The sequence below is a fragment of the Trichococcus collinsii genome, assembly GCF_900107505.1.
Classification (GTDB): domain Bacteria; phylum Bacillota; class Bacilli; order Lactobacillales; family Aerococcaceae; genus Trichococcus; species Trichococcus collinsii.
In genome coordinates this window covers 1-26148 of sequence record NZ_FNQH01000012.1, presented here as the reverse complement: position 1 = coordinate 26148, position 26148 = coordinate 1, and the positions used below count along the sequence as shown (strand labels likewise).

Annotated in this window: 28 protein-coding genes; 23 read left to right on the top strand and 5 right to left on the bottom strand. The window is 46.8% G+C overall.

The genetic code is table 11. From position 1 onward, the window contains the following. On the top strand, positions 1-829 hold an 829-nt coding region (locus tag BLV66_RS14770), incomplete at its 5' end, for a transketolase-like TK C-terminal-containing protein (protein ID WP_305367267.1). 264 nt (positions 830-1093) lie between these two features. Beyond that, complete coding sequence (gene aroD / locus BLV66_RS14765) at positions 1094-1849, top strand: type I 3-dehydroquinate dehydratase (RefSeq protein WP_086986681.1); 756 nt, start codon at positions 1094-1096, stop codon at positions 1847-1849. A 287-nt stretch (positions 1850-2136) separates the two neighbouring features. Here the strand turns inward: aroD and BLV66_RS14755 are convergent, their stop codons facing one another. Next, positions 2137-3114 (bottom strand): aldo/keto reductase family protein, encoded by a 978-nt coding sequence (locus BLV66_RS14755; RefSeq protein WP_086986679.1) that lies wholly within the window; start codon positions 3112-3114, stop codon positions 2137-2139. A 231-nt stretch (positions 3115-3345) separates the two neighbouring features. On the opposite strand from BLV66_RS14755, the gene BLV66_RS14750 reads away from it, so the two are divergent. Next, positions 3346-4245: an aldo/keto reductase gene (locus BLV66_RS14750; protein ID WP_086986678.1), complete on the top strand. Its 900-nt coding sequence runs from the start codon at positions 3346-3348 to the stop codon at positions 4243-4245. Between the two features lie 271 nt (positions 4246-4516). Next, positions 4517-5914, top strand: a complete 1398-nt coding sequence (locus BLV66_RS14745; protein WP_086986677.1) for a 6-phospho-beta-glucosidase — start codon at positions 4517-4519, stop codon at positions 5912-5914. A gap of 408 nt (positions 5915-6322) precedes the next feature. On the opposite strand, the gene BLV66_RS14740 is transcribed toward BLV66_RS14745, so the two are convergent. The 3 genes from BLV66_RS14740 to hisJ all read right to left on the bottom strand — a co-directional run bounded on the left by BLV66_RS14740 (position 6323) and on the right by hisJ (position 8712). After that, positions 6323-7183 (bottom strand): DegV family protein, encoded by an 861-nt coding sequence (locus BLV66_RS14740; protein WP_086986961.1) that lies wholly within the window; start codon positions 7181-7183, stop codon positions 6323-6325. Then, positions 7173-7748, bottom strand: a complete 576-nt coding sequence (locus BLV66_RS14735; RefSeq protein ID WP_086986676.1) for a DUF1836 domain-containing protein — start codon at positions 7746-7748, stop codon at positions 7173-7175. The genes BLV66_RS14740 and BLV66_RS14735 overlap by 11 nt, the downstream gene beginning before the upstream one ends. A gap of 157 nt (positions 7749-7905) precedes the next feature. After that, complete coding sequence (hisJ, locus tag BLV66_RS14730) at positions 7906-8712, bottom strand: histidinol-phosphatase HisJ (RefSeq protein ID WP_176974305.1); 807 nt, start codon at positions 8710-8712, stop codon at positions 7906-7908. Between the two features lie 159 nt (positions 8713-8871). Between hisJ and BLV66_RS14725 the strand changes: the two genes are divergently transcribed. The 10 genes from BLV66_RS14725 (at position 8872) to BLV66_RS14680 (ending at position 16209) form a co-directional block, all read left to right on the top strand. Continuing rightward, complete coding sequence (locus BLV66_RS14725; protein WP_245826722.1) at positions 8872-9693, top strand: ATP phosphoribosyltransferase regulatory subunit; 822 nt, start codon at positions 8872-8874, stop codon at positions 9691-9693. A gap of 12 nt (positions 9694-9705) precedes the next feature. Beyond that, entirely contained in the window at positions 9706-10323 is a 618-nt protein-coding gene (gene hisG / locus BLV66_RS14720; protein ID WP_086986673.1) for an ATP phosphoribosyltransferase, read from the top strand. Continuing rightward, on the top strand, positions 10310-11560 hold the full coding sequence (hisD, locus tag BLV66_RS14715; protein WP_086986672.1) for a histidinol dehydrogenase: 1251 nt from the start codon (positions 10310-10312) through the stop codon (positions 11558-11560). Before hisG ends, hisD begins: the two co-directional genes overlap by 14 nt. Next, the gene (locus BLV66_RS14710) at positions 11557-12555 is read left to right on the top strand and encodes a pyridoxal phosphate-dependent aminotransferase (RefSeq protein ID WP_086986671.1); all 999 of its coding nucleotides are present in this window, start codon (positions 11557-11559) and stop codon (positions 12553-12555) included. Before hisD ends, BLV66_RS14710 begins: the two co-directional genes overlap by 4 nt. After that, a complete protein-coding gene (gene hisB, locus BLV66_RS14705; protein ID WP_086986670.1) occupies positions 12552-13130 on the top strand; it encodes an imidazoleglycerol-phosphate dehydratase HisB in 579 nt (192 codons plus the stop codon). The genes BLV66_RS14710 and hisB overlap by 4 nt, the downstream gene beginning before the upstream one ends. Next, on the top strand, positions 13127-13702 hold the full coding sequence (hisH, locus tag BLV66_RS14700; protein WP_086986669.1) for an imidazole glycerol phosphate synthase subunit HisH: 576 nt from the start codon (positions 13127-13129) through the stop codon (positions 13700-13702). Before hisB ends, hisH begins: the two co-directional genes overlap by 4 nt. Beyond that, a complete protein-coding gene (gene hisA / locus BLV66_RS14695; protein ID WP_086986668.1) occupies positions 13703-14407 on the top strand; it encodes a 1-(5-phosphoribosyl)-5-((5-phosphoribosylamino)methylideneamino)imidazole-4-carboxamide isomerase in 705 nt (234 codons plus the stop codon). Continuing rightward, a complete protein-coding gene (hisF, locus tag BLV66_RS14690) occupies positions 14404-15168 on the top strand; it encodes an imidazole glycerol phosphate synthase subunit HisF (protein WP_086943971.1) in 765 nt (254 codons plus the stop codon). The genes hisA and hisF overlap by 4 nt, the downstream gene beginning before the upstream one ends. After that, on the top strand, positions 15161-15802 hold the full coding sequence (hisIE, locus tag BLV66_RS14685; RefSeq protein ID WP_086986667.1) for a bifunctional phosphoribosyl-AMP cyclohydrolase/phosphoribosyl-ATP diphosphatase HisIE: 642 nt from the start codon (positions 15161-15163) through the stop codon (positions 15800-15802). Before hisF ends, hisIE begins: the two co-directional genes overlap by 8 nt. Positions 15803-15924: 122 nt before the next feature. Then, entirely contained in the window at positions 15925-16209 is a 285-nt protein-coding gene (locus BLV66_RS14680) for a DUF503 domain-containing protein (RefSeq protein WP_256327920.1), read from the top strand. Positions 16210-16559: 350 nt separating this feature from the next. On the opposite strand, the gene BLV66_RS14675 is transcribed toward BLV66_RS14680, so the two are convergent. Then, a complete protein-coding gene (locus BLV66_RS14675; protein ID WP_176974304.1) occupies positions 16560-17318 on the bottom strand; it encodes a GNAT family N-acetyltransferase in 759 nt (252 codons plus the stop codon). 197 nt (positions 17319-17515) lie between these two features. Between BLV66_RS14675 and BLV66_RS14670 the strand changes: the two genes are divergently transcribed. The 9 genes from BLV66_RS14670 to BLV66_RS14630 all read left to right on the top strand — a co-directional run bounded on the left by BLV66_RS14670 (position 17516) and on the right by BLV66_RS14630 (position 25722). Beyond that, the gene (locus BLV66_RS14670; RefSeq protein ID WP_086986664.1) at positions 17516-18553 is read left to right on the top strand and encodes a DUF7309 domain-containing protein; all 1038 of its coding nucleotides are present in this window, start codon (positions 17516-17518) and stop codon (positions 18551-18553) included. 176 nt (positions 18554-18729) lie between these two features. After that, complete coding sequence (locus tag BLV66_RS14665) at positions 18730-19485, top strand: MurR/RpiR family transcriptional regulator (protein WP_086986663.1); 756 nt, start codon at positions 18730-18732, stop codon at positions 19483-19485. Between the two features lie 256 nt (positions 19486-19741). Beyond that, positions 19742-21142, top strand: a complete 1401-nt coding sequence (locus BLV66_RS14660) for a glycoside hydrolase family 1 protein (protein ID WP_086986662.1) — start codon at positions 19742-19744, stop codon at positions 21140-21142. Between the two features lie 195 nt (positions 21143-21337). Beyond that, positions 21338-22648, top strand: a complete 1311-nt coding sequence (locus BLV66_RS14655) for a PTS sugar transporter subunit IIC (protein ID WP_086986661.1) — start codon at positions 21338-21340, stop codon at positions 22646-22648. A gap of 66 nt (positions 22649-22714) precedes the next feature. Further along, positions 22715-23035: a PTS sugar transporter subunit IIB gene (locus tag BLV66_RS14650; RefSeq protein WP_086986658.1), complete on the top strand. Its 321-nt coding sequence runs from the start codon at positions 22715-22717 to the stop codon at positions 23033-23035. A 25-nt stretch (positions 23036-23060) separates the two neighbouring features. Beyond that, entirely contained in the window at positions 23061-23378 is a 318-nt protein-coding gene (locus BLV66_RS14645) for a PTS sugar transporter subunit IIA (protein WP_086986660.1), read from the top strand. Between the two features lie 104 nt (positions 23379-23482). Continuing rightward, on the top strand, positions 23483-24919 hold the full coding sequence (locus BLV66_RS14640; protein WP_086986659.1) for a glycoside hydrolase family 1 protein: 1437 nt from the start codon (positions 23483-23485) through the stop codon (positions 24917-24919). 139 nt (positions 24920-25058) lie between these two features. Beyond that, entirely contained in the window at positions 25059-25379 is a 321-nt protein-coding gene (locus BLV66_RS14635) for a PTS sugar transporter subunit IIB (RefSeq protein WP_086986658.1), read from the top strand. Positions 25380-25404: 25 nt separating this feature from the next. Continuing rightward, complete coding sequence (locus tag BLV66_RS14630) at positions 25405-25722, top strand: PTS lactose/cellobiose transporter subunit IIA (RefSeq protein ID WP_086986657.1); 318 nt, start codon at positions 25405-25407, stop codon at positions 25720-25722. The last annotated feature ends 426 nt before the right edge of the window (positions 25723-26148 follow it).

Below are 26148 nucleotides of genomic sequence, written 5' to 3'. Positions count from 1 at the left end.
AAGCGATTTTGAGCCGGGCAACTATGCCGGCCGCAACATCTGGTACGGCGTGCGCGAATTCGCGATGGCCGCTATCATGAACGGCATCGTTCTGCATGGCGGAACGAGAACGTATGTAGGGACATTCTTCGTCTTCACCGACTACTTGCGCCCAGCGATGCGTTTGGCTGCCATTTCGCACTTGCCTGGCACTTACGTGATGACGCATGACTCAATCGCCGTAGGCGAAGACGGCCCGACGCATGAGCCAGTGGAACACTTATCCAGCTACCGCGGCATGCCGAACTTGACGGTTCTGCGTCCGGCTGACGGCAACGAAGTCAGCGCTGCTTGGGAAATCGCCGTGTCTTCAGTAGACAAACCAACGATGTTGGTGCTGACGCGCCAAAACTTGCCTGTCCTTGAAGGAACGCCAACATTGGCCCGCGAAGGTGTGAAGAAGGGTGCTTACGTACTTTCTCCACAACAAGGCGAAACGCCTGCCGGCATCTTGATCGCAACTGGTTCGGAAGTTAGCTTGGCTGTGGAAGCGCAGAAACAATTGCGTGAAGCCGGAGTGGACGTCTCTGTCGTCTCCATGCCGAGTTTCGATCTGTTCGAAGCTCAGGATGCAGCCTACAAAGAGCAAGTCCTGCCTAGCGCAGTCCGCAACCGCATGTCCATCGAAATGGGCGCGACCTTTGGTTGGGAACGTTATGTCGGCCTGGATGGCCTAGCTTACGGCATCGATACTTACGGCGCAAGCGGCAATGGCAACGTGGTAATGGCTGAGTATGGCTTCACCACTGATAAAGTGGTTGCAGCCTATCAAGCGAAATTTACAAAATAGACTTCATTCAAACAAAATAAAAAGCTGCGATCCACTCCTCTCGGAGCGGATCGCAGCTTTTTGTTTCCTGATGTGCCTGGTATGTTTCAAAATAGAAATAGGTTGAAATAATAAACGGATTTAAAAACTTCCGCAAAGTGCTCCTATGCTTTTGGCGCGATTAACGATAAAATGGGAAGTATCATATACTCGTAAGTTCAGCTTCCTTTGCTCTGAAATATTCAAGGGAGAAGGACGGGAATGCGCCATGGAGGGGATATACCAATGAAAACCGTTCAAGTGAAAGATGTCGTCTTCAACGAAGGCAGGCCGAAAATCTGCGTGCCGTTGATAGGGAAAACAAAACAGGAAATCATTTCCGAGGTAAAAGTGCTGGAAAACGTCGCTTTCGATCTGGCTGAGTTGCGCATCGATTTCTTCGAAGGGGTAGAGCACCCGGAGCAGGTCGAAGCATTATTGGCCGAAATCAACAGCATTTATAAAAAACCATTGCTGTTCACGTTCCGCACCAAAAAAGAGGGCGGAGAGCGCGAGCTGAGCTTGGATCGCTATTTTGAATTGAACCGTTTCGCGGTCCGGAGCGGGCTGGTGGACATGATCGATCTCGAGCTGTTCAGTTCGGAAGAAGATGTCAGCAAGTTGATTGCTGAAGCGAACGAAAAAAACGTGAAAGTCGTTCTATCAAGCCACGATTTTTTCCGTACGCCGCCTAAAGAGGAAATCGTTGCAAGATTAGTGAAGATGCAGCAACTCGGGGCGGATATCACGAAGATTGCGGTCATGCCGAAGAGCGAGGAGGATGTCCTGACGCTGCTGGCGGCGACGTTGGAAATGAAAAAAGCGAAAGCTGACCGCCCGTGCATCACGATGTCGATGGGCAAATACGGCGTCATTTCGCGGTTGGCAGGAGAACTGTTCGGTTCGTGCCTGACTTTTGCGGCGGCCAAAGAGGTTTCCGCGCCCGGTCAGGTGTCTGTCCGTGATGTCCGTTCCATCTTGGAAATTTTAGCGTTAGATTAAGAGCCGACGGACGAGCGAAGCGGTTCAGAACTTTCGGATTTCCTCTCAGCTACGGGGAAGCTTCGCTTGCCGGAGTAACACAGTTGTAATCAACCGCACCTCCGGCGAAGGTGTCCTCATCGGAGAACGCAAGCAGAAATGTTGGGCGAACTCCAGGGAACACTCCGTCCACCGGAGTTCTCATATTTTTATTCGATTTGGAGAACAAATTAAAAAGAGCACCGAAAAGGCCACCCATCAAGGTGGCCTTTTCGGTGTCCTGTTGTCCGGATTGATTCAACGCACAATCAGCTTCTCGGTTTAAAGCTACTTACTTTCAATAAAATTTGGTTGATGCCAAGCAAAAGTTCGTCCGTCAATTCGATATCCACCGACTTGATGTTATCCTCGATCTGCTCCGGACGGCTGGCGCCGATAATGGCTGAGCTGACGCCGGGTTGGCGCAGAATCCAGGCCAAGGCCAGTTGCGGCATGGTTATTTCCAATTCGTGGGCGATGGCTTCGATTTCCCCGACTGCTTCCAACAGGGCTTCGTTTTCCAGGTATTTTTGCATTGTGCTGTTCAGCTTACTGTTGGCGGCACGGCTGCCTTCCGGAGCTTGTTGGCCGGATTTGTACTTGCCGGTCAAGATACCTTGTCCTAATGGAGAAAAGACGACTTGCCCCATGCCGTTGGCGACGGATACGGGCAGCACATCGACCTCGATGTAGCGCTCGATCATATTGTAGATCGGTTGGTTGGAAATGAGCGGGCGGAAGTTATGTTGTTTTGCGATGTGGTGGGCTTCCTGGATTTTATCGGCCGGCCATTCGCTGACGCCGGCATAAAGGATCTTGCCTTGACGCTGCAGATCATCGAGCGCCCAGAGCGTTTCCTCTATCGGGACGCTCGGGTCGTAACGGTGGCATTGGTAGAGGTCTAGATAATCCATATCCAGGCGTTTCAGGCTGGCATCGCAGGATTCGATGATGTGTTTGCGCGATAGGCCCTTGTCGTTCGGTCCATCACCCATCGGGAAATAGACTTTGCTGGCGACCACCAGACTGGAGCGCCGATAGTCCTTCAGCGCTTTTCCGAGCACGGTCTCAGCAGCACCCTTTTCATAAACGTTGGCTGTGTCAAAAAAGTTGATGCCTGCTTCATACGCGGTCCGGATGCATTCCTCAGCTGTTTGATCTGCAACCGATTTTCCGTACGTCAACCAACTGCCCAGTGCGATTTCGCTGACGCGTAAACCGCTTTTTCCTAGATTCCTGTATTTCATCGATTCGTCCTCCTTGGTTCTGATTCCATCGTTCGACTCATCATCACACTTTTGATGATAGAAAAAATAGCTTTATATGCTTATCATAAGCTACAAAATTGAAATCGCCAAAGGAAAAGGCCAGTAAATCGAAAAATGTGGAAGCGCTGTTATTATTTTTGTGTTAACGACAAAAAAAGGTATACTTGATGTAAGGAATGGTGTCGAAAACAGAAAGGATGGTGTCTGTAAATGACGAACATAGACGAGCAAATCATAGAATCTCTGCGGAAAGAGAATGCCAATCGGATGGTGGCGTTACCGGACGGAAGCGTCATGCCGCAAGTGGGGCAAGGTACGTGGTACTTGGGCGAGGATCCCGCAAAAAGACAAGAGGAAATCGAGGCTTTGCGGTTAGGTGTGCAATTGGGCATGACCCTTATCGATACAGCTGAAATGTACGGGGATGGGAAGTCGGAAAGTTTGGTTGGGGAAGCGATCAAAGGTATCCGTGACCAGGTCTATCTTGTTTCCAAAGTGTATCCTCACCGGGCGAGCCGGAATGAAATTTTGGCTGCCTGTGCCGAAAGCTTGCGCAGATTGGATACGGACCACTTGGATCTCTATTTGCTGCATTGGCGAGGAAATGTGCCTTTGTCCCAAACGATAGCCGGAATGGAGCAGCTTAAGGCAGAAGGAAAAATCGGTAGATGGGGCGTTTCAAACTTCGATATCCATGATATGCAGAGCCTCTTATCGATGGAACACGGGAACCAGTGCCAAGTTAACCAAGTCTTGTATCATTTGGGCTCCCGTGGGATAGAGTATGATCTGTTGAAATGGCAACGGGAGCGTAACATTCCGATCATGGCCTATTCACCATTAGCCCAAGGAGGCCGGTTGCGCGGGCAGCTGTTGGAGAGTGAGGAAGTGCAAAAGATCGCCAAGAAACACGATGTCGAAGCAATCCAGATTATTCTGGCATGGTGCATCATTCATCCGGACGTGGCGGCAATACCGCGCTCTTCAAATCCAGAACACACCTATCTCAATGCCCAAGCTTCTAAAATCCGTCTGGATGATGATGATCTGAAACGGTTGGATGCCCGGTTCCCGGCGCCTACTTTCAAAACGGCGTTGGATATCCTTTGAGGATGAAACAAACTGTTTCATTTCTGAAACGAAAATCATTAAGAGGAATCTGCAATCAAAATGTAAGGGGATTCTTCGGATGCGACTGGGTTGTGCTAAAATGAAATCATGAAAGCGAAAAGCCCTTTCACGGACGGTGGGAATGAAAGTCTTTCCTGGCCGAACGTTCGGGATCTTATCCGCTTGTGTCAGAGAATGCATTGTCACGACAGAATTTTTGAGCCGGATGAGTCGGAAAGCAAAAAGAAACCAAAAATAGGAGGAAGCATGCATGTCGAAAGAAGCTTTGAAGATTGTTACGATTGGTGGAGGTTCCAGTTATACACCGGAATTGATTGAAGGATACATCTTAAGAAAAGATGAATTGCCGATCAAAGAAATTTGGTTGGTGGATATCGAAGCAGGTAAGGAAAAACTGGAAATCGTCGGCGCAATGGCGAAACGCCAAGTCGAGGCGGCTGGATTGGACTGGGAAGTCCACTTAACATTGGATCGTTTCAATGCTTTGAAAGATGCTGATTTCGTAACGACGCAATTCCGTGTAGGTTTACTGAATGCTCGTATCAAAGATGAACGCATTCCATTGTCCCATGGTGTTTTGGGTCAAGAAACCAATGGTGCAGGCGGAATGTTCAAAGCTTTCCGTACGATTCCGATTATCGGCCAAATCATTGCGGATATGAGAGTGCAATGTCCGGACGCATGGTTGATCAACTTTACGAACCCTGCAGGTATGGTGACTGAAGCAGCTATCAAACATTTCGGTTGGAAGAAAACAATCGGCTTATGCAATGTTCCAATCGGACACCGCAAAGTCGCAGCAGAAAAATTAGCGATTCCTGAAGAGGAATTATTATTCAAATTTGCCGGAATCAATCACTTCCACTGGCACCGTGTCTGGGATGACAAGGGTGCTGAACGCACAGATGAAGTGATTGATATGGTTTACGGACCACAAAAAACAGAAGATGAAAACCATCTGAAAAACATCCACAGTGCACAATTCCACTACGAGCAATTGAAGGACTTAGGGTTGCTTCCATGCGGATACCACCGTTATTACTATATCGAAGATGAAATGTTGAAGCATTCTATCGAGGAGTTCGAAAAAGGCGAAACGCGTGCACAAGTAGTCAAAGCAACAGAAACGCGCTTATTCGAACTTTACAAAGACCCCTCTTTGAACTACAAGCCGGAAGAATTATCGCAACGCGGCGGTACGCATTACAGCGATGCAGCCTGCGAAGTGATCGCGTCGATCCAAAACGACAAACGCACGGATATGGTCGTATCAACAGCGAACAATGGCACGATCCAAGATATGCCATATGACTGCGTAGTAGAAGTTTCCGCTTTGATCACAGCTCATGGCGCAGAACCATACAACTGGGGCGAAATGCCTTCCGCAGCCCGTGGTTTATTGCAAGGCATGAAAGCGATGGAAGAAACAGTCATACGTGCAGCCATCACAGGCAGCTACGGTGCGGCGTTGCAAGCTTTCACAATCAATTCTCTCGTGCCAGGGGGTACAACAGCTAAGACTTTGTTGGATGAATTATTGTATGCACACAAAGAGCACTTGCCGCAATTTGCAGAAAAAATCGCTGAAATCGAAGCAAACCAACCGGAAACAGTTGCTTACGTCGATGAATTGATGAAATCCAACTAAAAAAAAACAGCGCGAAGATATGCGCAAAAAAGAGCGGCTGCCCGAAAAAGGCAGCCGCTCTTTTTTTGCGCGCAACTCCGGTGAACGGAGGCTTCGCCGGAGTTCGGAAAATATTCTGCTTACGTACTCCGATGAGCACGGCTTCGTCGAAAGTGGAGACGAAAGTTACCGCCGTCCTCCGGCGAAGGCGCTCTGACCGGAGCTGAGACGTTTTCCGCCGCTCGCCGGAAAACACTAAAAAAGACCGCCATTCGAGACGGTCCTCCCGCGAATCATCGCGCTCTTTTTAAACGTGTTCTGAATCCCAGAAATCTGTGCCTAAGCTGCGATTACGTCACGGGCAAAAAGCGCCCGTTCTCGTAATCGCCTCTTAGTGCTCGATTTCTCCCCTGGATTCATCACACTCTTTTAGTCTTCCAACACCATAATGCCGATGCCCAGCAATCCGGGTCCGGTGTGGACACCTAATACTGGCGAAATTTGACCTTCGGCATAGATTTTGGCGCCGGCGACCAGATCCTTCAGCTGTTCTTTCATAACGAGCATTTCTTCGTAGGCATCCCCATGGCAGATCGACAAGTAGTAATTTTTGTGCTGACCCAGTTTTTCGCGGGTCATATCGATTAGTTTCTGAATGCTCTGTTTGCGGCCGCGTACTTTTGCTACCGTGTCGTATATACCTTCTTCGTTGCAGGAGATGATCGGTTTGATGTTTAAGGCGCTTCCCAGGATTCCTGAGACTTTACCGATGCGTCCGCCTTTCATAAGGTATTCCAAGGTACCGACCCCGAATAGGATGGTGGACTTTTTCACGGCTGCTTGTGTTTTTGAAACGACTTCATCGAACGGAAGTCCCGCTTCGATTTGCTCGGCAGCATAAAGCGCCACAAATCCGGATGCGATGGCGATGTTCAGTGTATCGATCACGACAATCTTCATGTCCTGAATATCCTCCGCCAACAATTTTATGGCTTGACAGGTGCCACTCAACCCGCTGGAAATGGCGGATACAATCACTTGATCGAAGCCATCCGCTTTGATCTTGGCGAAAGTGTCGGCAATTGTTTCCGGCAAAGGCAGGCTTGTCTTCGGGATCTCTTCCTGGAATCTTGCGTAGACTTGCTCCGGTGTGATATCGACCCGATCGCGATAGCTCGCGTCTTTATAATTGATCATTAACGGTAAGGTGTAGATATGGTATTTGGCGAGCAGCTCCTGCGGAATATCGTTGCAGGAATCGGCCAAAACAGCAATGGAATTAGATTTCATCATTAGTATGTTCTCCTTTATTGGATGCGTGACTGACGCCATCAACCAATATGATTTTTTGTGTCAATAATTTCGAAGCAAGCGACAGCGTGATCATCTTCAGTGCGAAGTTTTCGCTGTGGATATCTTCCAAGGTATAAGTGAAATGCTCTTTCTTGTCGAGGTCACGGAAAAGCATCCGGAATGCATACTCCAATTCTTGGCAGAAGGTGTCGTACGCAATCTGGAATCCGCGGATCGATACTTGCAATTCCAGTCCTTTTTTCACCTCCGACAATGGCAATACTTGCTTAAGCAGCGTGATGACGATCAGTTGGGCGATATGTGTCTTGAAATATTTCTTTTTCTCGGGCTTATCGATCAGTTGCAGTTTCACATAATTATTGATCATAGCCGGCGTGATGATGCGTTCTTCCTGCGTTGCATTCAGGAAACTCAATTGCTTTTCGATGATGGCGATCACTTGATCGCTGTAGAGGCCGAAATCAGGTAGCTCATCAAATCGGATGAACGTCAAATCGAGCAGCTGTTGCTGATACTCCTCCAATTCTGGTTTAAGCTTCATGGCACAACCTGCTTTCTGAACTAAAGAAAATTTTAACCTAGTTCTCAATACTAGATGTAATGTTTTTGATTACTAGATAAATGTACCAGTATTCGGCGGAAAATTCAATTCCGAAGGCTCCGCGCTGATAGGATGAGACTAAAAAAAGAAGCCATTTTCAGGCTTCTTTCCAGTCATCGTATTCCGTTGCTGTTGTCGTACCGAAATAGCGGGCTACTTCATGGGAGGCGTGGGCGTCGGAACCCTTCTCATAGGAGAGGCCGATTTTTATTGCGTAAGCCATCATTTCCGGATCCGGGTACGTTTTGCCGTAGTCCGGCTTGTCGATTCCGGCAAAATTGTAATCAAGCGTGTACCCACTCTCCTTCACTTTATCCAACAGTAGCTTCCAGTCGATCGGATCACTGACGGTGTAGGCTTTTTGGAACTTGTGGATCAAATTGATGTGCCCGATCTTTTTCGGGGTCAATGCTCCATACGGAAGTGATAAAGCTTTTTTGACCGCCGCTTCGTAAAGGTGGTAGAGCGTTTCATAGCCGATTTCCAAGCCTTTTTGCGTAAAGGATTCGCGGTCCAAATCGATGCAGAAGTATTCTTCTGGCGCAAGCTGCACGAAATGGACGCTCAGAATCGAGTGGGGAACCGTCTCCGGATATTTTTCCAAGAAGGCGCGCGTTTCCGTTTCCTTTCCTTCCAAATAATCCAATTCAAAACCAGCATGGATTTCGATGCTGCCTTCATATTTTTTGGCAAGTGTGCGCACTTCGGACAGATAAGCATCGACATCTTCAGGGCGCATCGAACTGTCCTTGTCCGGAAGCGGATCTTCCATCGGTAAAGGGGCGTGTTCCGTAAATGTGAGCGATTCAAGTCCGGCCTCGATGGCAACCTTCACATAGTTTTCCATTGCGTCTGATGAACCGTGCAAGCAATAGGGGGTATGGACGTGTTTGTCACTGTGCATCTTCCATCTTCCTTCCTTCATAAAGTGTCATCATTTTAGGATACAATGTAGTAGCTTTCTATGGTATGATAACACCAACGTCTAATGGTATTCTAACGATATTCTAAGGATAACAGATGGCCTATAAAAAAGAAATGGGAGTGAGACAGTTTGGACGAAATGATGACGAATGAATCGTTGCTAGCGAAGAAACAAAGAGAGATGGGGTTTCTCCATCATTTCCACCACTTAGGGTACGATCTGATCGACCTGGGAGTCGTAGAGAAATTTGAGTGGACACAACTGTCTCATGATGACTTGCACCTGATGCTGAACCGGCATAAATGGCAAAGCGGCGATAACCTTTTCGCCCTGCGCAGTGACTGGACGAATGCCATCGTGAGATACCGCAAGCAGTACCATTTACGCGCCGATAAAATAGCCTATTCCGGCCCGGTCTATTCGCTACTGAAAGAGCGTCACCAATTGGGTGTGGAAACATTTACCGACTCGATTCCTAAACAGATCGAGGTTCTGGGCGATATGATCACCTTCATGGAGAAGGAATTGGACCTTTCCTTATCGGTTGCTGTAGTCAGCCATAACAAATTACTGAAAAAAATTCTGAGCCCGCGGGAGTTGGAGGATCCTTCCGTCCGCAAGTTCATCTGCGAAAGAAACCAGGATGCTCTGAAGCATCGTTTGGGTGCAGATCATCCGCTGATCGGTTTGATGGATCAAGCACCTACCGAACAGGCCGGCTATCTGAAGGAGCACTACCCTGAACTGACCGGACATTTGAATGAACTGGCGGAATGGGAAGCGACGCTGAAGAGCAAGAACGTGGATTACGTCTACGCGGATATGCTGGCGTTGCCGAATCAATCCTATTACAAAGGTATCTTTATCCAACTTTACGGAGAAAACCAAACGGAACCCGTAGCATCGGGCGGTCAATATACAAGCTCTTCCAAAGCATTCGGAATGGCCATCAACAATTAACGGAGGGAAAAAATGATTACTATCGCACTATCAAAAGGCAGACAACTTAAGGATTTTATCCAATACTTGGATGAAATCAACCTGACGGAATGGTCGACAGCATTGAAGTCCGTTTCTCGGGAATTGGTCATTCAGACAAAGGACACCCGCTTCATTTTGGTCAAAGGAGAAGATGTGCCTGTATATGTGGAAGAAGGGATCGCAGATCTGGGCATCACCGGAAGCGATATTCTGATCGAGCAGAACTGCAACATCAATAATCTGATGGACCTTCCTTTCGGTTATTGCCATTTCGCCATCGCCAGCAAAGAGAAAAAGGACGTTTATCCAGTGGTTGCGACAAAGTATGTGAACTTCACCAGACAATATTTTGATTCCATCAAGCAACCCGTGAAGATCATCAAGCTGAATGGGTCCGTAGAATTGGCCGCTACCATCGATATGGCGGATGCGATTATGGATATCGTCCAATCCGGCAAAACGCTGCATGATAATGGTTTGAGTGAGCAAGTCCGCCTTGATGAAATCAATGCCCGCCTGATTTCAAACAAGCATGCTTATTTCTCCAAATATGATGAAATACAGACTATAATCAATCAATTGAAGGTGAAAAATAATGTACACAACTAAAACGTTTAAGGAAGCTTACAAAACAAAAAATACGATTGACTTTTCGAAGACGCAAGCCGTGATGGAAATCATCCAGACGGTCCAGGAAAAAGGAGACGCTGCACTGTTCGAATACGCAAAACGCTTCGATGGTGCGGACATCACAGAATTGGAAGTGCCGCAGAGCATCATTAAGGAAGCCTATGACAGCTTGGATGCGGACTTGCGCGCTGCTTTGGAGGAAGCCCGCGACAACATCACGGTCTACCAAGAAAGCATCAAGTGGCAACAGTCTCCGGCTGGGGAACTGTACCAGAAAATCCATCCGCTGAACAAGGTCGGCATCTATGTGCCGGGTGGCAAAGCGAGTTATCCTTCCACAGTGCTCATGACTGCCGTATTGGCCAATGTAGCCGGGGTAAAGGAAACAATCGTCGTGACCCCGCCGCAAAAGACCGCCATCAACCAAGCGACCTTGGCCGCTTGCTATATCTGCGGCGTGACCCACGTTTATCAAGTAGGCGGAGCCCAAGCCGTGGCTGCTTTGGCATACGGTACGGAAACCATTCCGCGCGTCGACAAAATCGTCGGACCCGGGAACCAATATGTTGCCTTGGCCAAAAAATTGGTCTACGGAGATGTCGGCATCGATTCGATTGCCGGGCCATCCGAAATCGTCGTAGTCGTCGACGAAACGGCGAACAACGAATGGGTCGCCATCGATCTGCTGGCGCAAGCCGAGCATGATGAATTGGCCCGCACCTTCCTTGTCTGCGACAACGAAGAAAAATTGGCCGCCATCGAAGCCGAACTGCTCGTCCAGAAAGCGAAACAAAGCCGCATCGAGGTCATCGAGGAGAGTCTGAAGCATAATCACTTCCCGATTTTGACAAGCGGTAAATCAGAAAACATCGAAGTCGTGAACCTGATTGCGGGTGAGCACGTCTCGATCCAGACAAAGGATGCAGAAGACTACATAGACGCGATCGAAACTGCAGGAGCGATTTTCATCGGAGAATATTCGCCTGAAGCGATCGGGGATTATGTTGCCGGTCCAAGCCACGTGCTGCCTACCGGAGGCAATGCCCGCTTTGCGAACGGCTTGTCCGTAAATGACTTCCTGCGCCCGAACTCTGTTTTGAACCTGAAGAAAGAAACGTTCCAAAAAATGGCTCCTGCCGGGATGCTGATTGCGACCGAAGAGTCACTGCAGGCCCACCACGACTCCTTGGCTGTCAGAATGGGGGACGACAAATGATCCGCATCAACAAAAATGAAAGTCCCATCCGGGCGCTGACAAATGAAGAAATTGCTGAAATAGCTGTAGCGACGCGCTTCCAGGAATATACGGACGATGCCATCGACCGCTTGACGGAAGCGTACGCCGCTTTCCACGGTGAGGATCCGGCCTTGATCGCTTTTGCCAACGGATCGGATGAATGGATCCAGAAGTGCACAATCCTTTTGGGGGATGGTCCGATCCTGATGCTGGAGCCTGATTTTGTGATGTACGAAGAGTACGCTGCACAATTCCAGCGCGAAATCATCAAAGTGCCGTGCCGAGGGGATTATTCCTTTGATTATGATCAGGTTTATGCCGTCATCGAGAAGGAAAAGCCCTCTTATTTCATCGTTTCGCAACCGAACAACCCGCTGGGCGGGCTGCATCCGGCTGCTTTTATCGAAAAGACGGCGGATCTGCTGGCTGCATCCGGCGGCTATCTGATTTTGGATGAGGCTTATATGGATTTCGTGGACAATCCGCCGGCACGACCGGTTGGGGATCATGTCATCCTTTTGCGTACCTTGTCAAAAATCTACGGCTTGGCTGGTTTGCGCATCGGCATCGCCAGTTCGACGGCGAAAACGATGCAATTGTTGAACTCCATTGCCCATCCGTATCCGCTCAATACCTTATCCTTGAGCATCGCAGCCTTCCTGTTGGAGCATCCGGAACGTTTGCGGGCCTTCATGGCTGACCAACGTCGGCTTTCCGCCAAATTGAAGAAAATCTTCAATGAAGGCGTAGGGGATATTATTTCCGTCCTGCCGAGTGAAACGAATTTCGTCTTCACTTACGGTGAATTAGCGCCTGCGTTGGGTAATTGGATCATCGACCACGGCTATCAGCCGCGCACCTATGAAAAATCAGGCATCCCGTGCATCGAAACGGCTGTCCGTTACTCGATCGCAACGGATGAACAGTTGGATGCCTTAGCCGAAATCATCAGAGAATGGAGAGAACAACTGTGAGCGTATCAAAAGAGCGCATTACCAAAGAAACGAAAATCGCCATCACCTTGAAACGAGGGTTGGAACCTTCCGTCATCAACACAGGTGTGGGCTTTTTGAATCATATGTTGGATCTGTTCGCTTTCCATGGCCACTTCGTTTTGGATGTGCAGGTGGACGGCGACACGGATGTGGACGATCACCACACAACCGAGGATGTCGGTATCGTCTTGGGGCAACTTCTGGCTGAATTGGGTCAGGACAAAGGGGCTATCAACCGCTACGGGAGTGCCTACGTGCCGATGGATGAAACCTTGGCCCGTTCCGTGATCGACATCAGTGGCCGTCCTTATCTTAGTTTCAATGCCGCATTTTCGAAAGAAAAAGTCGGCAACTTCGATGTGGAACTGGTTGAGGAATTCTTCCATGGTTTGGTCATCAACGCCCGTTACACAGCACATATCGACTTGATCCGCGGCGGCAATACGCACCATGAAATCGAAGCCATCTTCAAAGCCTTTGCGCAAAGCCTGCGCATTGCGATGGCCGATTCAGATGTGCAACGCTTGCCTTCCTCAAAAGGAGTGATCGAATGATAGCAATCGTTGATTATGGTTTGGGTAACATTGCGAACCTGACGAACGCCATCCGTTTTCTTGGCTACGAAACGATCCTGACGCATGACGAAGAAGAATTGCGCAAGGCGGATGTCATTGTCCTGCCGGGTGTTGGACATTTCAAGGATGCCATGGATCGGATCGATGCGATCGGTTTGCGGGAACTGCTGACTGATTTGGAGAAGACGAAGCCTTTTATCGGCATCTGTCTCGGTATGCAACTCCTGTTCCAACACAGCGAAGAGGGCGATGTCGATGGTTTGGGCTTTTTGCCGGGTGAAGTGAAATACATCGTCAGCGACTTGCCGGTTCCGCATTTGGGCTGGAACAATCTGCATTCAAGCTATCCAGGTTTGGACAAGGATGTCTATTTCATCCATTCCTACAAGGTAGTGACCGACGAAAACGTTGTGGCAACGGCAGACTACGGACAGGAAATCGTGGCGATTGTCCAGAAGGATAACGTCATCGGCATCCAGTTCCACCCGGAAAAAAGCGGGGATTACGGTCTAGAAATTTTGAACCAAGCTTTGCAAGGGGGATGGAAATAAATGATAGAGATTTGGCCGGCAATCGACTTGATCGACAACAAGAGTGTCCGTCTGACCGAAGGGGACTACGGCACGAAAGAGGAAATGCAGCGCACACCTCAGGAAGCCATCGCTTTTTATGCGCAATTTGAACAAGTGAAGCGCATCCATATCGTTGATTTGATGGGTGCTTTGAACCAAAAACCGGAAGAAACGCCTTTTATCGAGCAACTTTTGCAGCAGAGCGCATTGCCTGTCGAAATCGGCGGTGGCATCCGTTCCGAAGAAACCATCAAGCACTATTTTGAAAAAGGCGCCAGCTATGTGATCGTCGGGACGAAAGGGCTGCAGGATCTGCCCTGGTTGGCTGAGATGACGGCGAAATATCCCGGCAAGATCTACTTGGGTCTGGATGCAAAAGGCGAACTGGTTGCCGTGAATGGCTGGACCGAAACGGGCCGCCAGACAATCTATGATGTCGTGGAAGCGACGAATCCTATGGCCTTGGGCGGGATCATCTATACGGATATCTCGAAAGACGGCAAGATGGCCGGACCGAACTTTGAGTTGACGGGCAAGCTTGTCGAACTTTCAACCCATCCCATCACTGCATCCGGCGGCGTCCGCAACGTTGAAGACATCAAAAAATTGGAAACTTTGGGAGTGGCGGCAGCCATCGTCGGCAAAGCGGCCAATACGGATACTTTCTGGGAGGGCTTGGCATGATAAAGAAACGGATTATCCCCTGCCTGGATGTAAAGGACGGCACCGTCGTAAAAGGGATCCAATTCAAGGGATTGCGCGAAATCGGCGATCCGGTCGAACTGGCAAAGCGCTACAATGCTTTAGGTGCAGATGAACTGGTCTTTTTGGACATCTCCGCAACCGAAACCGGACACAACCTGATGATCGATGTCATCCGCAAAACAGCGCAACAGCTGTTCATCCCGATGACGATTGGCGGGGGCATCAAGTCGACGGATGACATTTCCCGTCTGCTGAACGCCGGAGCGGATAAAGTGAGCCTGAATTCATCAGCATTGGCGAATCCGCAGCTGATCAAGGAAGCAAGCGACAAGTTCGGCAGCCAATGCATCTGCATCGCTGTCGATGCGAAATGGGAAGCTGATAAAGAGGAATGGTATTGCTATACCCACGGCGGCAAAAAACGGACAGACATCAAGACGTTGGACTGGGTGCAGCAAGTGGAGGCGTTGGGTGCCGGGGAATTGTTGGTCACCAGCATGGACTATGACGGCATGAAGCAAGGCTTCGATCACCGCCTGCTGAATAAGATCCAGGCCTTGGTCTCGATCCCGGTCATCGCTTCCGGAGGAGGCGGCAATGCCCAACATTTCGCCGACTTGTTCAAGGAAACGGATGTATCGGCCGGTTTGGCAGCTTCCATCTTCCATGATGAAGAAGTGTCGATCGCTGAAGTGAAACAATGCTGCACTGAGAATGGAGTGGATATGCGCAATGTCTAAATACGATGCACTGGTGCCTGATTTTTCGAAAGGGTTATTGACTGTCGTTCTTCAGCACTTTACGAACAAAAATGTTTTGATGGTTGGCTTCATGAATGAAGAGGCCTTTGAATTGACGAAACGGGACGAGGTTGTCTGGTTCTTTTCCCGAAGCAAAGACAGACTCTGGAAAAAAGGCGAGTCCAGCGAGCATTACCAGTTCGTGAAGGATATGTACTTGGACTGCGACCAAGACGCTTTGCTGATCATGATCGATCCGGCTGGGCCGACTTGCCACCGCAACACGGAAAGTTGTTTCGATGTCCCGGTTGCTTTTGGTTTGGATGACTTGGAAGAGACCATCCGCCAACGCGCTGTCGGACATGACGAAAAGTCCTATACGAACTACCTGCTGGACAAAGGCACCGATAAAATCGCCAAGAAATTCGGTGAAGAGGCTTTCGAAGTCGTCATCGGCGCTAAAAACCACGACAAAGAAGAAGTCGCCAACGAAACGGCAGACCTGCTTTACCATCTCGGCGTACTCCTGTACGACCAAGGCGTCGACGTTGCTGATGTGACCAAAGTCCTCATCGAACGCCACCAAAAGAAAAACAACTTCAAAGGCGAACGAAAAGATATAGAAGAATACTAGGATACGACTCATCCCATCCTTGCTTTATCCGATATCCGGAGCTATCTCTTGACAGAAGGGACAGTTTCGGTTATTTTTTGTCGTGAAGAGATAATGTTTCCATATTAAATAAAAATGGGGCGATGACAATGAACGTGTTGGCTGTGGAACTGTCTATGCGGCTTTTCGATTCCAATTCTTTGAAGGATAAGCGCAGCGTTGTGAAAAGCATCCTTGCCAAGATGCATCAACGTTATAATGTAAGCATTGCGGAAGTATCGGCACAAGATATGTTGAACCAGGCTGTCATTGGCTTGGCGGTTGTCAACAGTTCAAGGGTCCTGTGCCAACAAATTGTGGATAAAATCATTGAGGAAATCGAATCGAATTATCCCGTGGAAATCTACCAAATCAACGAAATCGAATGAAAAAACAACGCACTTCCAGCCATTCGGCAATTAGCCGAGTGGGTGAAAGTGCGTTTGTGTTTCACAGGTTTGTAAAATGTTCCATGCATCCAATCATGATGTCTAGCTGCACGGGTTAGCCCTTCGGAAAGGATAAAGGAACCCCTTGTCTCTAAGAGCCAAGGATACTATTCGACTAACCTGCTGACGCAGGAAGTCTCTCAGCATATTGCGCTCTGCGATGCTCATTCGGCACGATTTCCTAAATTGTCATGACTCTTGCGATTTCAATCGCTTAGAGGCATGATACACTTGACCGTTTAGGTCACAGTGTTTCCTTAACAAGGGATGAACGAACCCGTTCCGCTTTTCTATAATATTTTCAGAAGCTCGTAGCGGAAAGAAATGTAAGTGTAATTTTGGCGATTGTACATCTCGCGCGCCGTGTCCGCTGCATCAGCCACCAAAAGGACGGTCTTCCGGTCGGCATGTTCCATGACGAATTGTTGCAACGCCGTCCCAATCCCTTTGCACCGGGAATCTTTACCGACGTAGAAATTGTCGATTTCAACACTGTCCTCTTTCAGATAAAGGTCGATGGAACCGACCGCTTCATCGGAGCAAATCGCCACGATAGGACAGAAGGCCGGGTTGTCAAATTTAGCTTGGGTGTAGGGTTGTTTCTGTTTCGCGAATGTCTCGCTTACTTCCTTGTCGGCTTGCGCGGACAAAGCCAGGTAGGCGTTGCGGTTGTCGGCGTTCATCCATTCCACTTTGACATCGGAAGGCGCTTCATTAATCCGCGTCGGCACAAAGGTTCCGGGAGGGGCCGCGTACAGCTCCAATATATCCAGGCTGAAGTCGTTCGATCCTAGATAGGAAATGATTGGCTGCGGAATTTCGCAATCTTCGGGCCAAATAAATTTTATGAAGTCCTGGTCATATTTTTGATGCTCTGATTTCAAATAGGCTTCAGTCTCCAAGAATTCAGCGAAGGTGGGGACGCGATGGAAAATCACATAATTCTCGATGTGCATAAAAAGAGCGTCAGCATTGTGATGGTGCGTGTACAGAGAGGTTTCTTTGACGATAGATTTGCTGGTTTCGATATCCTTGAAAGAAAAGGTCATTTTTGGACTCCTTAAAAAAGAAAAATTGATGCATGCTTCAAGATATGATAGCATAGGAAAGGAATTTGTTACAATAAGCCGAAACAGGATAAGCGACCGGAACCGCTGGAAACACAAGCCAAAAGCAGCATGTGCTCGGCATTCCAACGTTATCAAGGGTTTATGCTTATGCTTTTTAAGTAGGATAGGAGATATAAATGAGAGATTATCAAAAATTGTACGAGAACATAAAGGCTTTCCATAAATTGAAGCCTTGGGACAAAATGAAAGACACGGATGTTGTTGGGATCAAATACTCCGATCGCAAGGAGCCTGTATTCTTTGCTTTGGATGGATTGGATGAGGACAGCATCGGACTGAGTGTGTTCCGGGATGTTTCTGAATACATCCTCTATTTGGATCTGCTGGAGTCGGAGTTCACGGACGCAGACGGCATCGGGGAATACACCGAAAAGCTGAAAAACATCAGACTGGAATTTGTCGACCGAGGCAAACTGGAAGACATCGACTATAACCGCATCCGCACAACGGATGTCAAATTCCGCGGCAAAAAAGCTTGGCCGGAGCTGCTGGATTTTACGCCAGGATTTGTTCCTTGGTCGGCTACCGAAGAGGACATCACTCTTTTCGAACGAGTACTGGAGAGCTTTTTGGAAATGTTCCCCATCTACAGCAAACTGGATTTTGACAAGTCTTTTGCTGCGGATGACGTACCGACGCGTTACTATTACCAAGCCGGTACAAAAGACAGTGTCTGGAAATTGAAAGAGGAACACATACTGGCGTTCCTGACTGGCGGCGAATTGACGAAAGGCCCATACGATCTGATGCTTTCACAGTTCGAAATCCGTCGTCTGATGATGGAAAAGAAAAACTTCCTAAGAAACACTTTCGAAGTGGACTTGTTTTATTTGCCGCAACCAATCACCTTCAAAGAAGGCGAACGGCCGCGATTTGTGAAAATGATGGCCGTCGCGGATAAAAAATCAGGGGAAGTGCTACTAGCGACTGTGCTGACTTCCGATAAATCACGCGATATCCAATTCGAACTGTACAAATACCTGTTTGAAGCGAAAGTCTTCCCTGCAAAAATCGAAATGCGCGGCGATAGCGTGTTGGAGACCTACGAAATGCTGGTACCCTTGTTGGATGAGCTGGACATCGCACACAGCGAAAAAAGCAAATTACGCAAAATCGAGGCATTCCGCGAAAGCATCGCAGAGGACATCTTCTGAGAAAAAGTCCATTTGCACTAATAGAAGCATCAAAAAAAAACAAAACAATTTTGCGTTCCGTAAAATTGTCTTGTTTTTTGTTTTTTTATAAATAAATGTTAAAATGGTTAAGAAGAAAAGATAACGAACTAATGCACGCCTCAGAGCTTATTTGTTCCGGATAAAGGGGTTTTTACGTGTTCAATCAAGAGAATGTAAAGTTACTGACGAATACAGAATTAAAGGTATACGAGTACATTGTGCAGCATACTCAAAAAGTCATCCGCATGAGTGTCCGCGAGATAGCTTCCGAAACCCATGTATCGCCAGCGACGGTTACGCGTACCATCAGCAAGCTGGGTTTCGAAAACATCTGGGAGTGCAAGTTACATCTGAAGGAAATGGACAACCGCAAACACAATAAGAAGGTGTTTGAAACTTCCGAAATCGTCGAAGAGTTTTTCAGTCGTTCCATGCAATCGGAATACGAAGAAAAAATACAATCCGCAGTCGAACTGATAGCCAATTCGGAAGTCGCGCTCTTTTTCGGGATCGGCACATCAGGCCTGATTGCAGCTTATGCAGCCCGACAGTTTTCAAATTTGGGTCAGAGCACCTTCCATATCCAGGATGCTTACTATCCGTTCCATCTGATCAGCAGGCAATATACGAATACGGTGGCGATTATTTGCTCCGTCTCAGGGGAAACGGATATCATCTTAAGGAAGGTGGGCGACCTGAAAAGTCTGGGGAGCAAAATCATCAGCATCACAAATTCCTCCACCAATTCATTGGCCAGACAATCCGATATAAATTTGGCCTATCACTTGACTCCTGAATACGTCGACGATGAGGTGAACGTGACTTCGCAACTGCCGGTCGTATTTTTGATTGAAACACTTGCAAGACGTAATTATAACTACATGCAACAAATGCTTAACAATAAGCTTTAGCAGGGTGTTGAACTGAAACAAATCGTTTCTTTTCTGAAACATCATTCCAAAAGCTGATTATTGTTCCTTTTGCATATGAAACTGTTTACATTTCGTTCACAAACTCTATAATAAGCTTATATTGAAAAACAGAAAGCGCATTCGCGATCTGGAAACGACTCTTTTTGAAAAGAAGAGAGTTCGCTTTTTAAAATCATGTAACCGCTTAAAACGGGTCGGTTTTCTGAGTGGAGATCGATAGGGAAGGAGTGAGCGTATGTATCATAAGAAAATGAAACCGTTTAAAGAAGGTTTTTTATGGGGATCCGCAACCAGCGCATATCAAGTTGAAGGCGCTTGGAACGAAGACGGAAAAGGACCATCTGTTCAGGACGCGAAGGAAATCGTTCCCGATACTTCCGATTTTAAAGTAGCTACTGACCATTACCACCACATGCAGGAAGATATCGCCTTGTTGGCTGAGATGGGCTTCAAAACCTATCGCTTCTCGATTTCATGGTCAAGGGTCATTCCGGACGGTGATGGAGAAGTCAATCCGAAAGGACTTCAGTTCTACAGCGATTTGATTGATGAATGTCTGAAATACGGGATTGAACCGTTAGTGACAGTCTACCACTTTGACTTGCCGCAAGGACTTGCTGAAAAAGGTGGCTGGGAAAATCGTGCCACAATCGATGCTTTTGTCCGCTACTGCGATGTCCTCTTCGATAACTTAGGAGACCGCGTCAAATTATGGCTGACGATCAATGAACAGAACATGATGATTCTTCATGGCGCTGCAGTCGGTACAGGTGAAAGCACTTTGAAATCCTTGTACCAACAAAACCACCACATGCTTGTTGCGCAAGCGATGGTGATGAACAACTGCCACGAAAAATTACCGCATGTGAAAATCGGACCGGCACCGAACATTTCGGCCGTCTATCCAAAATCGAACAACCCAGCGGATGTCCAAGCAGCCGATCTGTATACCGCAATCCGTAACTGGCTTTATCTTGATATCGCCGTTTATGGTGTATACAATCACCAAGTGTGGGCTTACCTGGAAGAAAATGAAGCCCTGCCTGATATGGAACCGGGTGATTTGGAGATACTGAAATCCGCGGAATGTGATTTCATCGCCTTCAACTACTACAACAGCTCGACTGTTCAAGCCTATCCGGCCGGAACGGAACGCGCAACAGGCAAAAAAGATCAGCAATTATCAGATAGCCAAGAAGGATTCTTCGCAGGATCCGACAATGAGCATCTTCCTTATACTGAATTCGGTTGGCAGATTGACCCTACTGGATTCCGCACGACGATTAACCAAATTTACTCTCGTTATCGTAAACCCCTGATCGTTACTGAAAACGGTTTAGGCGGTATTGATAAGCTGGAAGATGGAAAGGTCCATGATTATTATCGGATCGACTATCTCCGCAACCATATCGAACAGATGAACCTTGCTGTTACGGATGGAGCAGATGTTTTCGGTTATTGCACCTGGAGTGCGATCGACCTAATCAGCACCCACCAAGGGTTCCGCAAGCGTTATGGCTTTGTTTACGTCAACCGGGAAGACTTCGATCTCAAAGATCTGAAGAGATACCGGAAAGATAGTTTCTATTGGTATAAAGGAGTGATCGCGTCAAACGGGGAAAAACTGGAAGGTTAGAGGTAGAAAGCAAGAAAAGTTTTCCGCGCCATCCGTTGTTGATAAAGAACAGCGGCAAACGAATGCGGAAGACGAAGGCCCATTGTTCTGAGACTGACTGGCAGAATCCGGACAAGCAATCATATCAATTTATTTTATTGTTTTTGAAGACGGTAAGCTGTCTTCACATGTGTTCTAACAGAGGAGGATTTTATTATGGATAAATTCTTAGAATTTTTAGAAGGAAAATTGGGTCCTATAGCTTATAAATTAAATGCAAACCGTTACTTATCGGCAATTAAAGAAGGTTTCTTCGGAGCGATGTCACTATTGATCATCGGTTCCATGTTCCTATTAGTTGCTAACTTACCAATTCCAGGATACGCTGATTTCATGGCAGGTGTTTTCGGAGCTAACTGGACACAATTCTTCATGGTTCCGTTCGATATGACCATGAACATCATGACAATCTTCGTTATGATCGGGATGGCGAAAGATTTATGCAAAACCTATGAAATTGACGATGTAGCAGGGATTATTTATGCTCTTGTTGGATTCCTTATTTTGACACCGTCAATCTTAAGCACCGATAATGCAGCAGGAATCCCAATGGGAAACTTGAGTGCTAGCGGATTGTTCTTAGGTATGATGAGTACGGTTTTGGCAGTTGAAATTGTACGTTTCGTTTTGAGCAGAGGATGGACAATCAAAATGCCAGATTCGGTTCCTGCAAACGTTGCGAGATCATTTGATGCCTTAATACCTGGCTTGTTTGTTATCTTAGTATTCGATATTCTGAAATTGATTTTTGCTATGACATCATTTGAAACAGCCCAAGCATTCATTTTTAAAATTATTCAAGCACCATTGACTAGTATTGGTGCCACGTTACCAGCGACAATCCTTGTCGTCATCTTAGAAACAGTATTGTTCTCATTCGGCTTGCATGGTCCAAATATCTTGGGTGCGGTAATGAACCCAATTTGGTTGACACTGACTGCTGAAAATGCCAGTGCATTTGCAGCTGGAGAAGTATTACCAAACATCGTCAATGCTCAATTCTATGCAAATTTCATTAAAATTGGTGGTGCCGGAGCAACTTTTGGACTAGCTTTATTGTGTTTATTCGTTGCAAAATCGAGCCAATTCAAAATATTGGGTAAGTTAGCAATCGGACCCGCAATCTTCAACATCAATGAACCGTTGATCTTTGGTATGCCAATCGTATTGAATCCTATCTTGATGATTCCTTTCATTTTGTCACCGGTAATCATGACTATCTTAACGTATATTTTGATGAACATTGGTCTGGTTCCTCTTACAAATGGGGTAAACATACCTTGGACTACACCACCAATTATTTCTGGATTCCTTATAAGCGGCTGGCAAGGTGCTGTATGGCAACTAATCGAAATGGGCTTAAGCGCTATAATCTTCTATCCATTCTTCAAATTGGAAGATGACAAAGCTTACCAAATCGAAATGGGTCAAATCGAAGCAGATGCTTCAGGAAACGTAGTAGCATAATCAAATAGCCTCACAATGAGCCCCTTTCATAGGGGCTCAAATTAGATATAAGGATGGTGAAATCGTATGGCAGACAAAACAATCATGTTAGTATGTGCAGCTGGAATGAGCACCAGCCTACTTGTATCAAAAATGCAAAAGGCGGCGGTGGCGCAAGGATTGGACGCTGATATTTTCGCAGTATCCGCTTCAGAAGCAGACGCACATTTGGCTAAGAAAAAAATCGACGTCCTGATGTTAGGACCTCAAGTTAAATACATGAAGAAACAATTCGAAGATAAAGTTGCCGGCACTGACACAAAAATGGATGTCATCAACATGCAGGACTACGGCATGATGAACGGCGAAAAAGTATTGAAAACAGCCCTCACTTTGATGGGCGAATAATAAAAAAGACTAAGGAGTTTACAACATGGCAGAACCAAAAAACCTGGATGTCATCATGCAATTGATTATGCATGGGGGCGATGCAAAAGGAAATGCGATTGAAGCGATTGAAGCGGCAAAAGCAGGAGACTTTGCATTAGCAAACGAAAAAATCAGCGAATCGGAAAAAGCATTGGTGGAAGCCCACCATGCGCAGACCGGTCTGTTGACCCAAGAAGCATCAGGAGATGCAGTGGAACTGTCATTATTGATGGTCCACGGACAAGATCACTTGATGACTTCGATCGCATTCAAAGACTTGGCGAAAGAAATCGTCGAAATCTATGAGAAAATCGTAAAATAATCACTGGTCACCAAACATAGATGGACCATAAATCGCTCATATGATTTATGGTCCATTTTGTACTTTGAATATCAAAATAAACTAAACAGAAAGTGGGTCATGATATGCAACACAAAAAATTGAAAGATTTTCCGGAAGGCTTCCTATGGGGTTCGGCCTCTGCAGCTTATCAAGTCGAGGGGGCTTGGGATGAAGATGGAAAAGGCATGTCTGTCTGGGATACCTTTGTCAGGATTCCCGGCAAGACTTTTAAAGGGACGAACGGGGATGTCGCGGTGGATCACTACCATCGGTTCAAAGAGGATGTCGCGCTGATGGCTGAACAAGGGCTGAAGGCTTATCGTTTCTCGATTGCATGGAGTCGCATTTTTCCGAACAACATGCAGGAAGTGAACGAAAAAGGTTTACAATTTTATGATGATCTGATCGATGAGTTGCTCGCAAATCATATTGAACCGGTTGTCACGTTGTATCATTGGGATATCCCTCAATATCTGCAGGACGATTATCTGGGATGGGAATCCCGCCAGATAATCGAAGACTTTACAACATATGCAGAGACTGTGTTCCGTAGGTACGGCGACCGGGTAAACTATTGGGTATCCTTGAACGAACAAAATGTCTTCATCTCCCATGGCTACTTGATGGCGACCCACCCGCCGGCAGTGAAAGATCCGAAACGGATGTACCAAGCTAATCATCATGCGAATGTAGCGAATGCGGCAGCCATCGAAAAATATCATTCGCTAGGATTGCAAGGGAAAATTGGTCCGAGTTTTGCTTATTCACCAGGCTATCCTATTGATGCCCAGCCCGAGAATGTATTAGCGGCGGAGAACTTTGATGAAATGAATGCTTATTTCTGGATGGATGTCTATGCGAAAGGTGAGTACCCTTCGGTCATCTGGAGTTGGTTGGAAGAGAATGAACTGTTGCCTGAAACATTGCCGGAAGATTTTGATGTATTGAAAGCAGGGAAGCCGGATTTCATGGGCGTGAATTATTATCAGACATCAACTGTTGCCGCGAATCCGTTGGATGGTGTCGGCTTCGGGACGCCGAACTATTCCGGTGAAAAGGGAAGTACGGAAAGAGGCGGGATTCCGGGCGTATTCAAAGAAGTATTGAATCCATTCGTCGAAAAAACCAATTGGGATTGGAATATCGATCCAGTAGGCCTTCGGATTGCCTTGCGCCGGATAAACAGTCGCTATGGATTGCCAATATTGATAACAGAAAATGGATTGGGCGAATACGACAAGCTTGAAGAAGGGCAGATTCATGATCAGTATCGGATTGATTATTTGAACGACCATGCAAAAGCAGTTCAGGAAGCCATCACAGATGGGGTTACAGTACTTGGCTACTGCACTTGGAGCTATACCGATCTGTTGAGTTGGTTGAACGGGTATCAAAAGCGGTATGGTTTTGTGTATGTAGACCGCGATGAAGAGAGTTCGAAAGAATTGAAACGCCACAAAAAAGCCAGTTATTACTGGTATAAGGAGGTCATAGAACAAAACGGCAAGAATCTAAAGTAAGAATTTTCCTTCGCGAAATTAAAAAGAAAGCGATTTCCTGAAACCGTTTGTAAATTTATGTAAGTGCTTGCGACAAACGCTATCATGTGTGTTATAATAATTGCATATTAAATTATATTTATGGATGGAGAGAATGAATATGGCAGATAAAACAATCATGTTAGTATGTGCAGCTGGAATGAGCACCAGCTTACTTGTATCAAAAATGCAAAAAGCGGCGGTGGCGCAAGGATTGGACGCTGATATTTTCGCAGTATCCGCTTCAGAAGCAGACGCACATTTGGCTAAGAAAAAAATTGACGTCCTGATGTTAGGACCTCAAGTTAAATACATGAAGAAACAATTCGAAGATAAAGTTGCCGGCACTGACACAAAAATGGATGTCATCAACATGCAGGACTACGGCATGATGAACGGTGAAAAAGTATTGAAAACAGCTCTAACTTTAATGGGCGAATAAAAACAACACTGAAGGAGTTACTCTAATGGCAGAACCAAAAAACCTGGATGTCATCATGCAATTGATCATGCATGGGGGCGATGCAAAAGGGAACGCGATTGAAGCAATCGAAGCAGCAAAAGCAGGAGACTTTGCATTAGCAAACGAAAAAATCAGCGAATCGGAAAAAGCATTGGTGGAAGCCCACCATGCGCAGACCGGTCTGTTGACCCAAGAAGCATCAGGAGATGCAGTGGAACTGTCATTATTGATGGTCCACGGACAAGATCACTTGATGACTTCGATCGCATTCAAAGACTTGGCGAAAGAAATCGTTGAAATCTACGAGAAAATCAGTAAATAACAAATCAAATGCAAGCGGATATTCGGCGAAAATCGGATCTCCGCTTTTTTATTCGCGTTTTTTTGGTTCGGACTCTAATGAAGGAATGCATAAATGAAATCATTTATTCGGCCGTCCGGACTTTTCACTGTTAAAAAGTGTTGACAACAGTAGGTGCCGGGTGGTAGTATTTAGAAGTTGTCCACGGGAGCAAAGAAAACAATTGAAAAAAATTGTTGACATGCAATCGTGTGGATGATAAGATATAAAAGTTGCTGCTTCGAGCGGTCGTCAGTAAATGTTTTTGAAAAATATTTCAAAAACCGCTTGACGAATAAACGAAGCCGTGCTAATATAGGTAAGCAATCACGTAACACGTGATACACGATTGACCTTTGAAAACTGAATAAAGAATGAACGAACCAAATGTGCAAGGAGCTTAGACTT

Bases quoted from the DNA above. Each gene is read 5' to 3' on its own strand.
- aroD (WP_086986681.1), top strand. From the start codon at position 1,094: ATGAAAACCGTTCAAGTGAAAGATGTCGTCTTCAACGAAGGCAGGCCG.
- BLV66_RS14755 (WP_086986679.1), bottom strand. From the start codon at position 3,114: ATGAAATACAGGAATCTAGGAAAAAGCGGTTTACGCGTCAGCGAAATC.
- BLV66_RS14750 (WP_086986678.1), top strand. From the start codon at position 3,346: ATGACGAACATAGACGAGCAAATCATAGAATCTCTGCGGAAAGAGAAT.
- BLV66_RS14745 (WP_086986677.1), top strand. From the start codon at position 4,517: ATGTCGAAAGAAGCTTTGAAGATTGTTACGATTGGTGGAGGTTCCAGT.
- BLV66_RS14740 (WP_086986961.1), bottom strand. From the start codon at position 7,183: ATGAAATCTAATTCCATTGCTGTTTTGGCCGATTCCTGCAACGATATT.
- BLV66_RS14735 (WP_086986676.1), bottom strand. From the start codon at position 7,748: ATGAAGCTTAAACCAGAATTGGAGGAGTATCAGCAACAGCTGCTCGAT.
- hisJ (WP_176974305.1), bottom strand. From the start codon at position 8,712: ATGCACAGTGACAAACACGTCCATACCCCCTATTGCTTGCACGGTTCA.
- BLV66_RS14725 (WP_245826722.1), top strand. From the start codon at position 8,872: ATGATGACGAATGAATCGTTGCTAGCGAAGAAACAAAGAGAGATGGGG.
- hisG (WP_086986673.1), top strand. From the start codon at position 9,706: ATGATTACTATCGCACTATCAAAAGGCAGACAACTTAAGGATTTTATC.
- hisD (WP_086986672.1), top strand. From the start codon at position 10,310: ATGTACACAACTAAAACGTTTAAGGAAGCTTACAAAACAAAAAATACG.
- BLV66_RS14710 (WP_086986671.1), top strand. From the start codon at position 11,557: ATGATCCGCATCAACAAAAATGAAAGTCCCATCCGGGCGCTGACAAAT.
- hisH (WP_086986669.1), top strand. From the start codon at position 13,127: ATGATAGCAATCGTTGATTATGGTTTGGGTAACATTGCGAACCTGACG.
- hisA (WP_086986668.1), top strand. From the start codon at position 13,703: ATGATAGAGATTTGGCCGGCAATCGACTTGATCGACAACAAGAGTGTC.
- hisF (WP_086943971.1), top strand. From the start codon at position 14,404: ATGATAAAGAAACGGATTATCCCCTGCCTGGATGTAAAGGACGGCACC.
- hisIE (WP_086986667.1), top strand. From the start codon at position 15,161: ATGTCTAAATACGATGCACTGGTGCCTGATTTTTCGAAAGGGTTATTG.
- BLV66_RS14680 (WP_256327920.1), top strand. From the start codon at position 15,925: ATGACAATGAACGTGTTGGCTGTGGAACTGTCTATGCGGCTTTTCGAT.
- BLV66_RS14675 (WP_176974304.1), bottom strand. From the start codon at position 17,318: ATGACCTTTTCTTTCAAGGATATCGAAACCAGCAAATCTATCGTCAAA.
- BLV66_RS14670 (WP_086986664.1), top strand. From the start codon at position 17,516: ATGAGAGATTATCAAAAATTGTACGAGAACATAAAGGCTTTCCATAAA.
- BLV66_RS14660 (WP_086986662.1), top strand. From the start codon at position 19,742: ATGTATCATAAGAAAATGAAACCGTTTAAAGAAGGTTTTTTATGGGGA.
- BLV66_RS14655 (WP_086986661.1), top strand. From the start codon at position 21,338: ATGGATAAATTCTTAGAATTTTTAGAAGGAAAATTGGGTCCTATAGCT.
- BLV66_RS14650 (WP_086986658.1), top strand. From the start codon at position 22,715: ATGGCAGACAAAACAATCATGTTAGTATGTGCAGCTGGAATGAGCACC.
- BLV66_RS14645 (WP_086986660.1), top strand. From the start codon at position 23,061: ATGGCAGAACCAAAAAACCTGGATGTCATCATGCAATTGATTATGCAT.
- BLV66_RS14640 (WP_086986659.1), top strand. From the start codon at position 23,483: ATGCAACACAAAAAATTGAAAGATTTTCCGGAAGGCTTCCTATGGGGT.
- BLV66_RS14635 (WP_086986658.1), top strand. From the start codon at position 25,059: ATGGCAGATAAAACAATCATGTTAGTATGTGCAGCTGGAATGAGCACC.
- BLV66_RS14630 (WP_086986657.1), top strand. From the start codon at position 25,405: ATGGCAGAACCAAAAAACCTGGATGTCATCATGCAATTGATCATGCAT.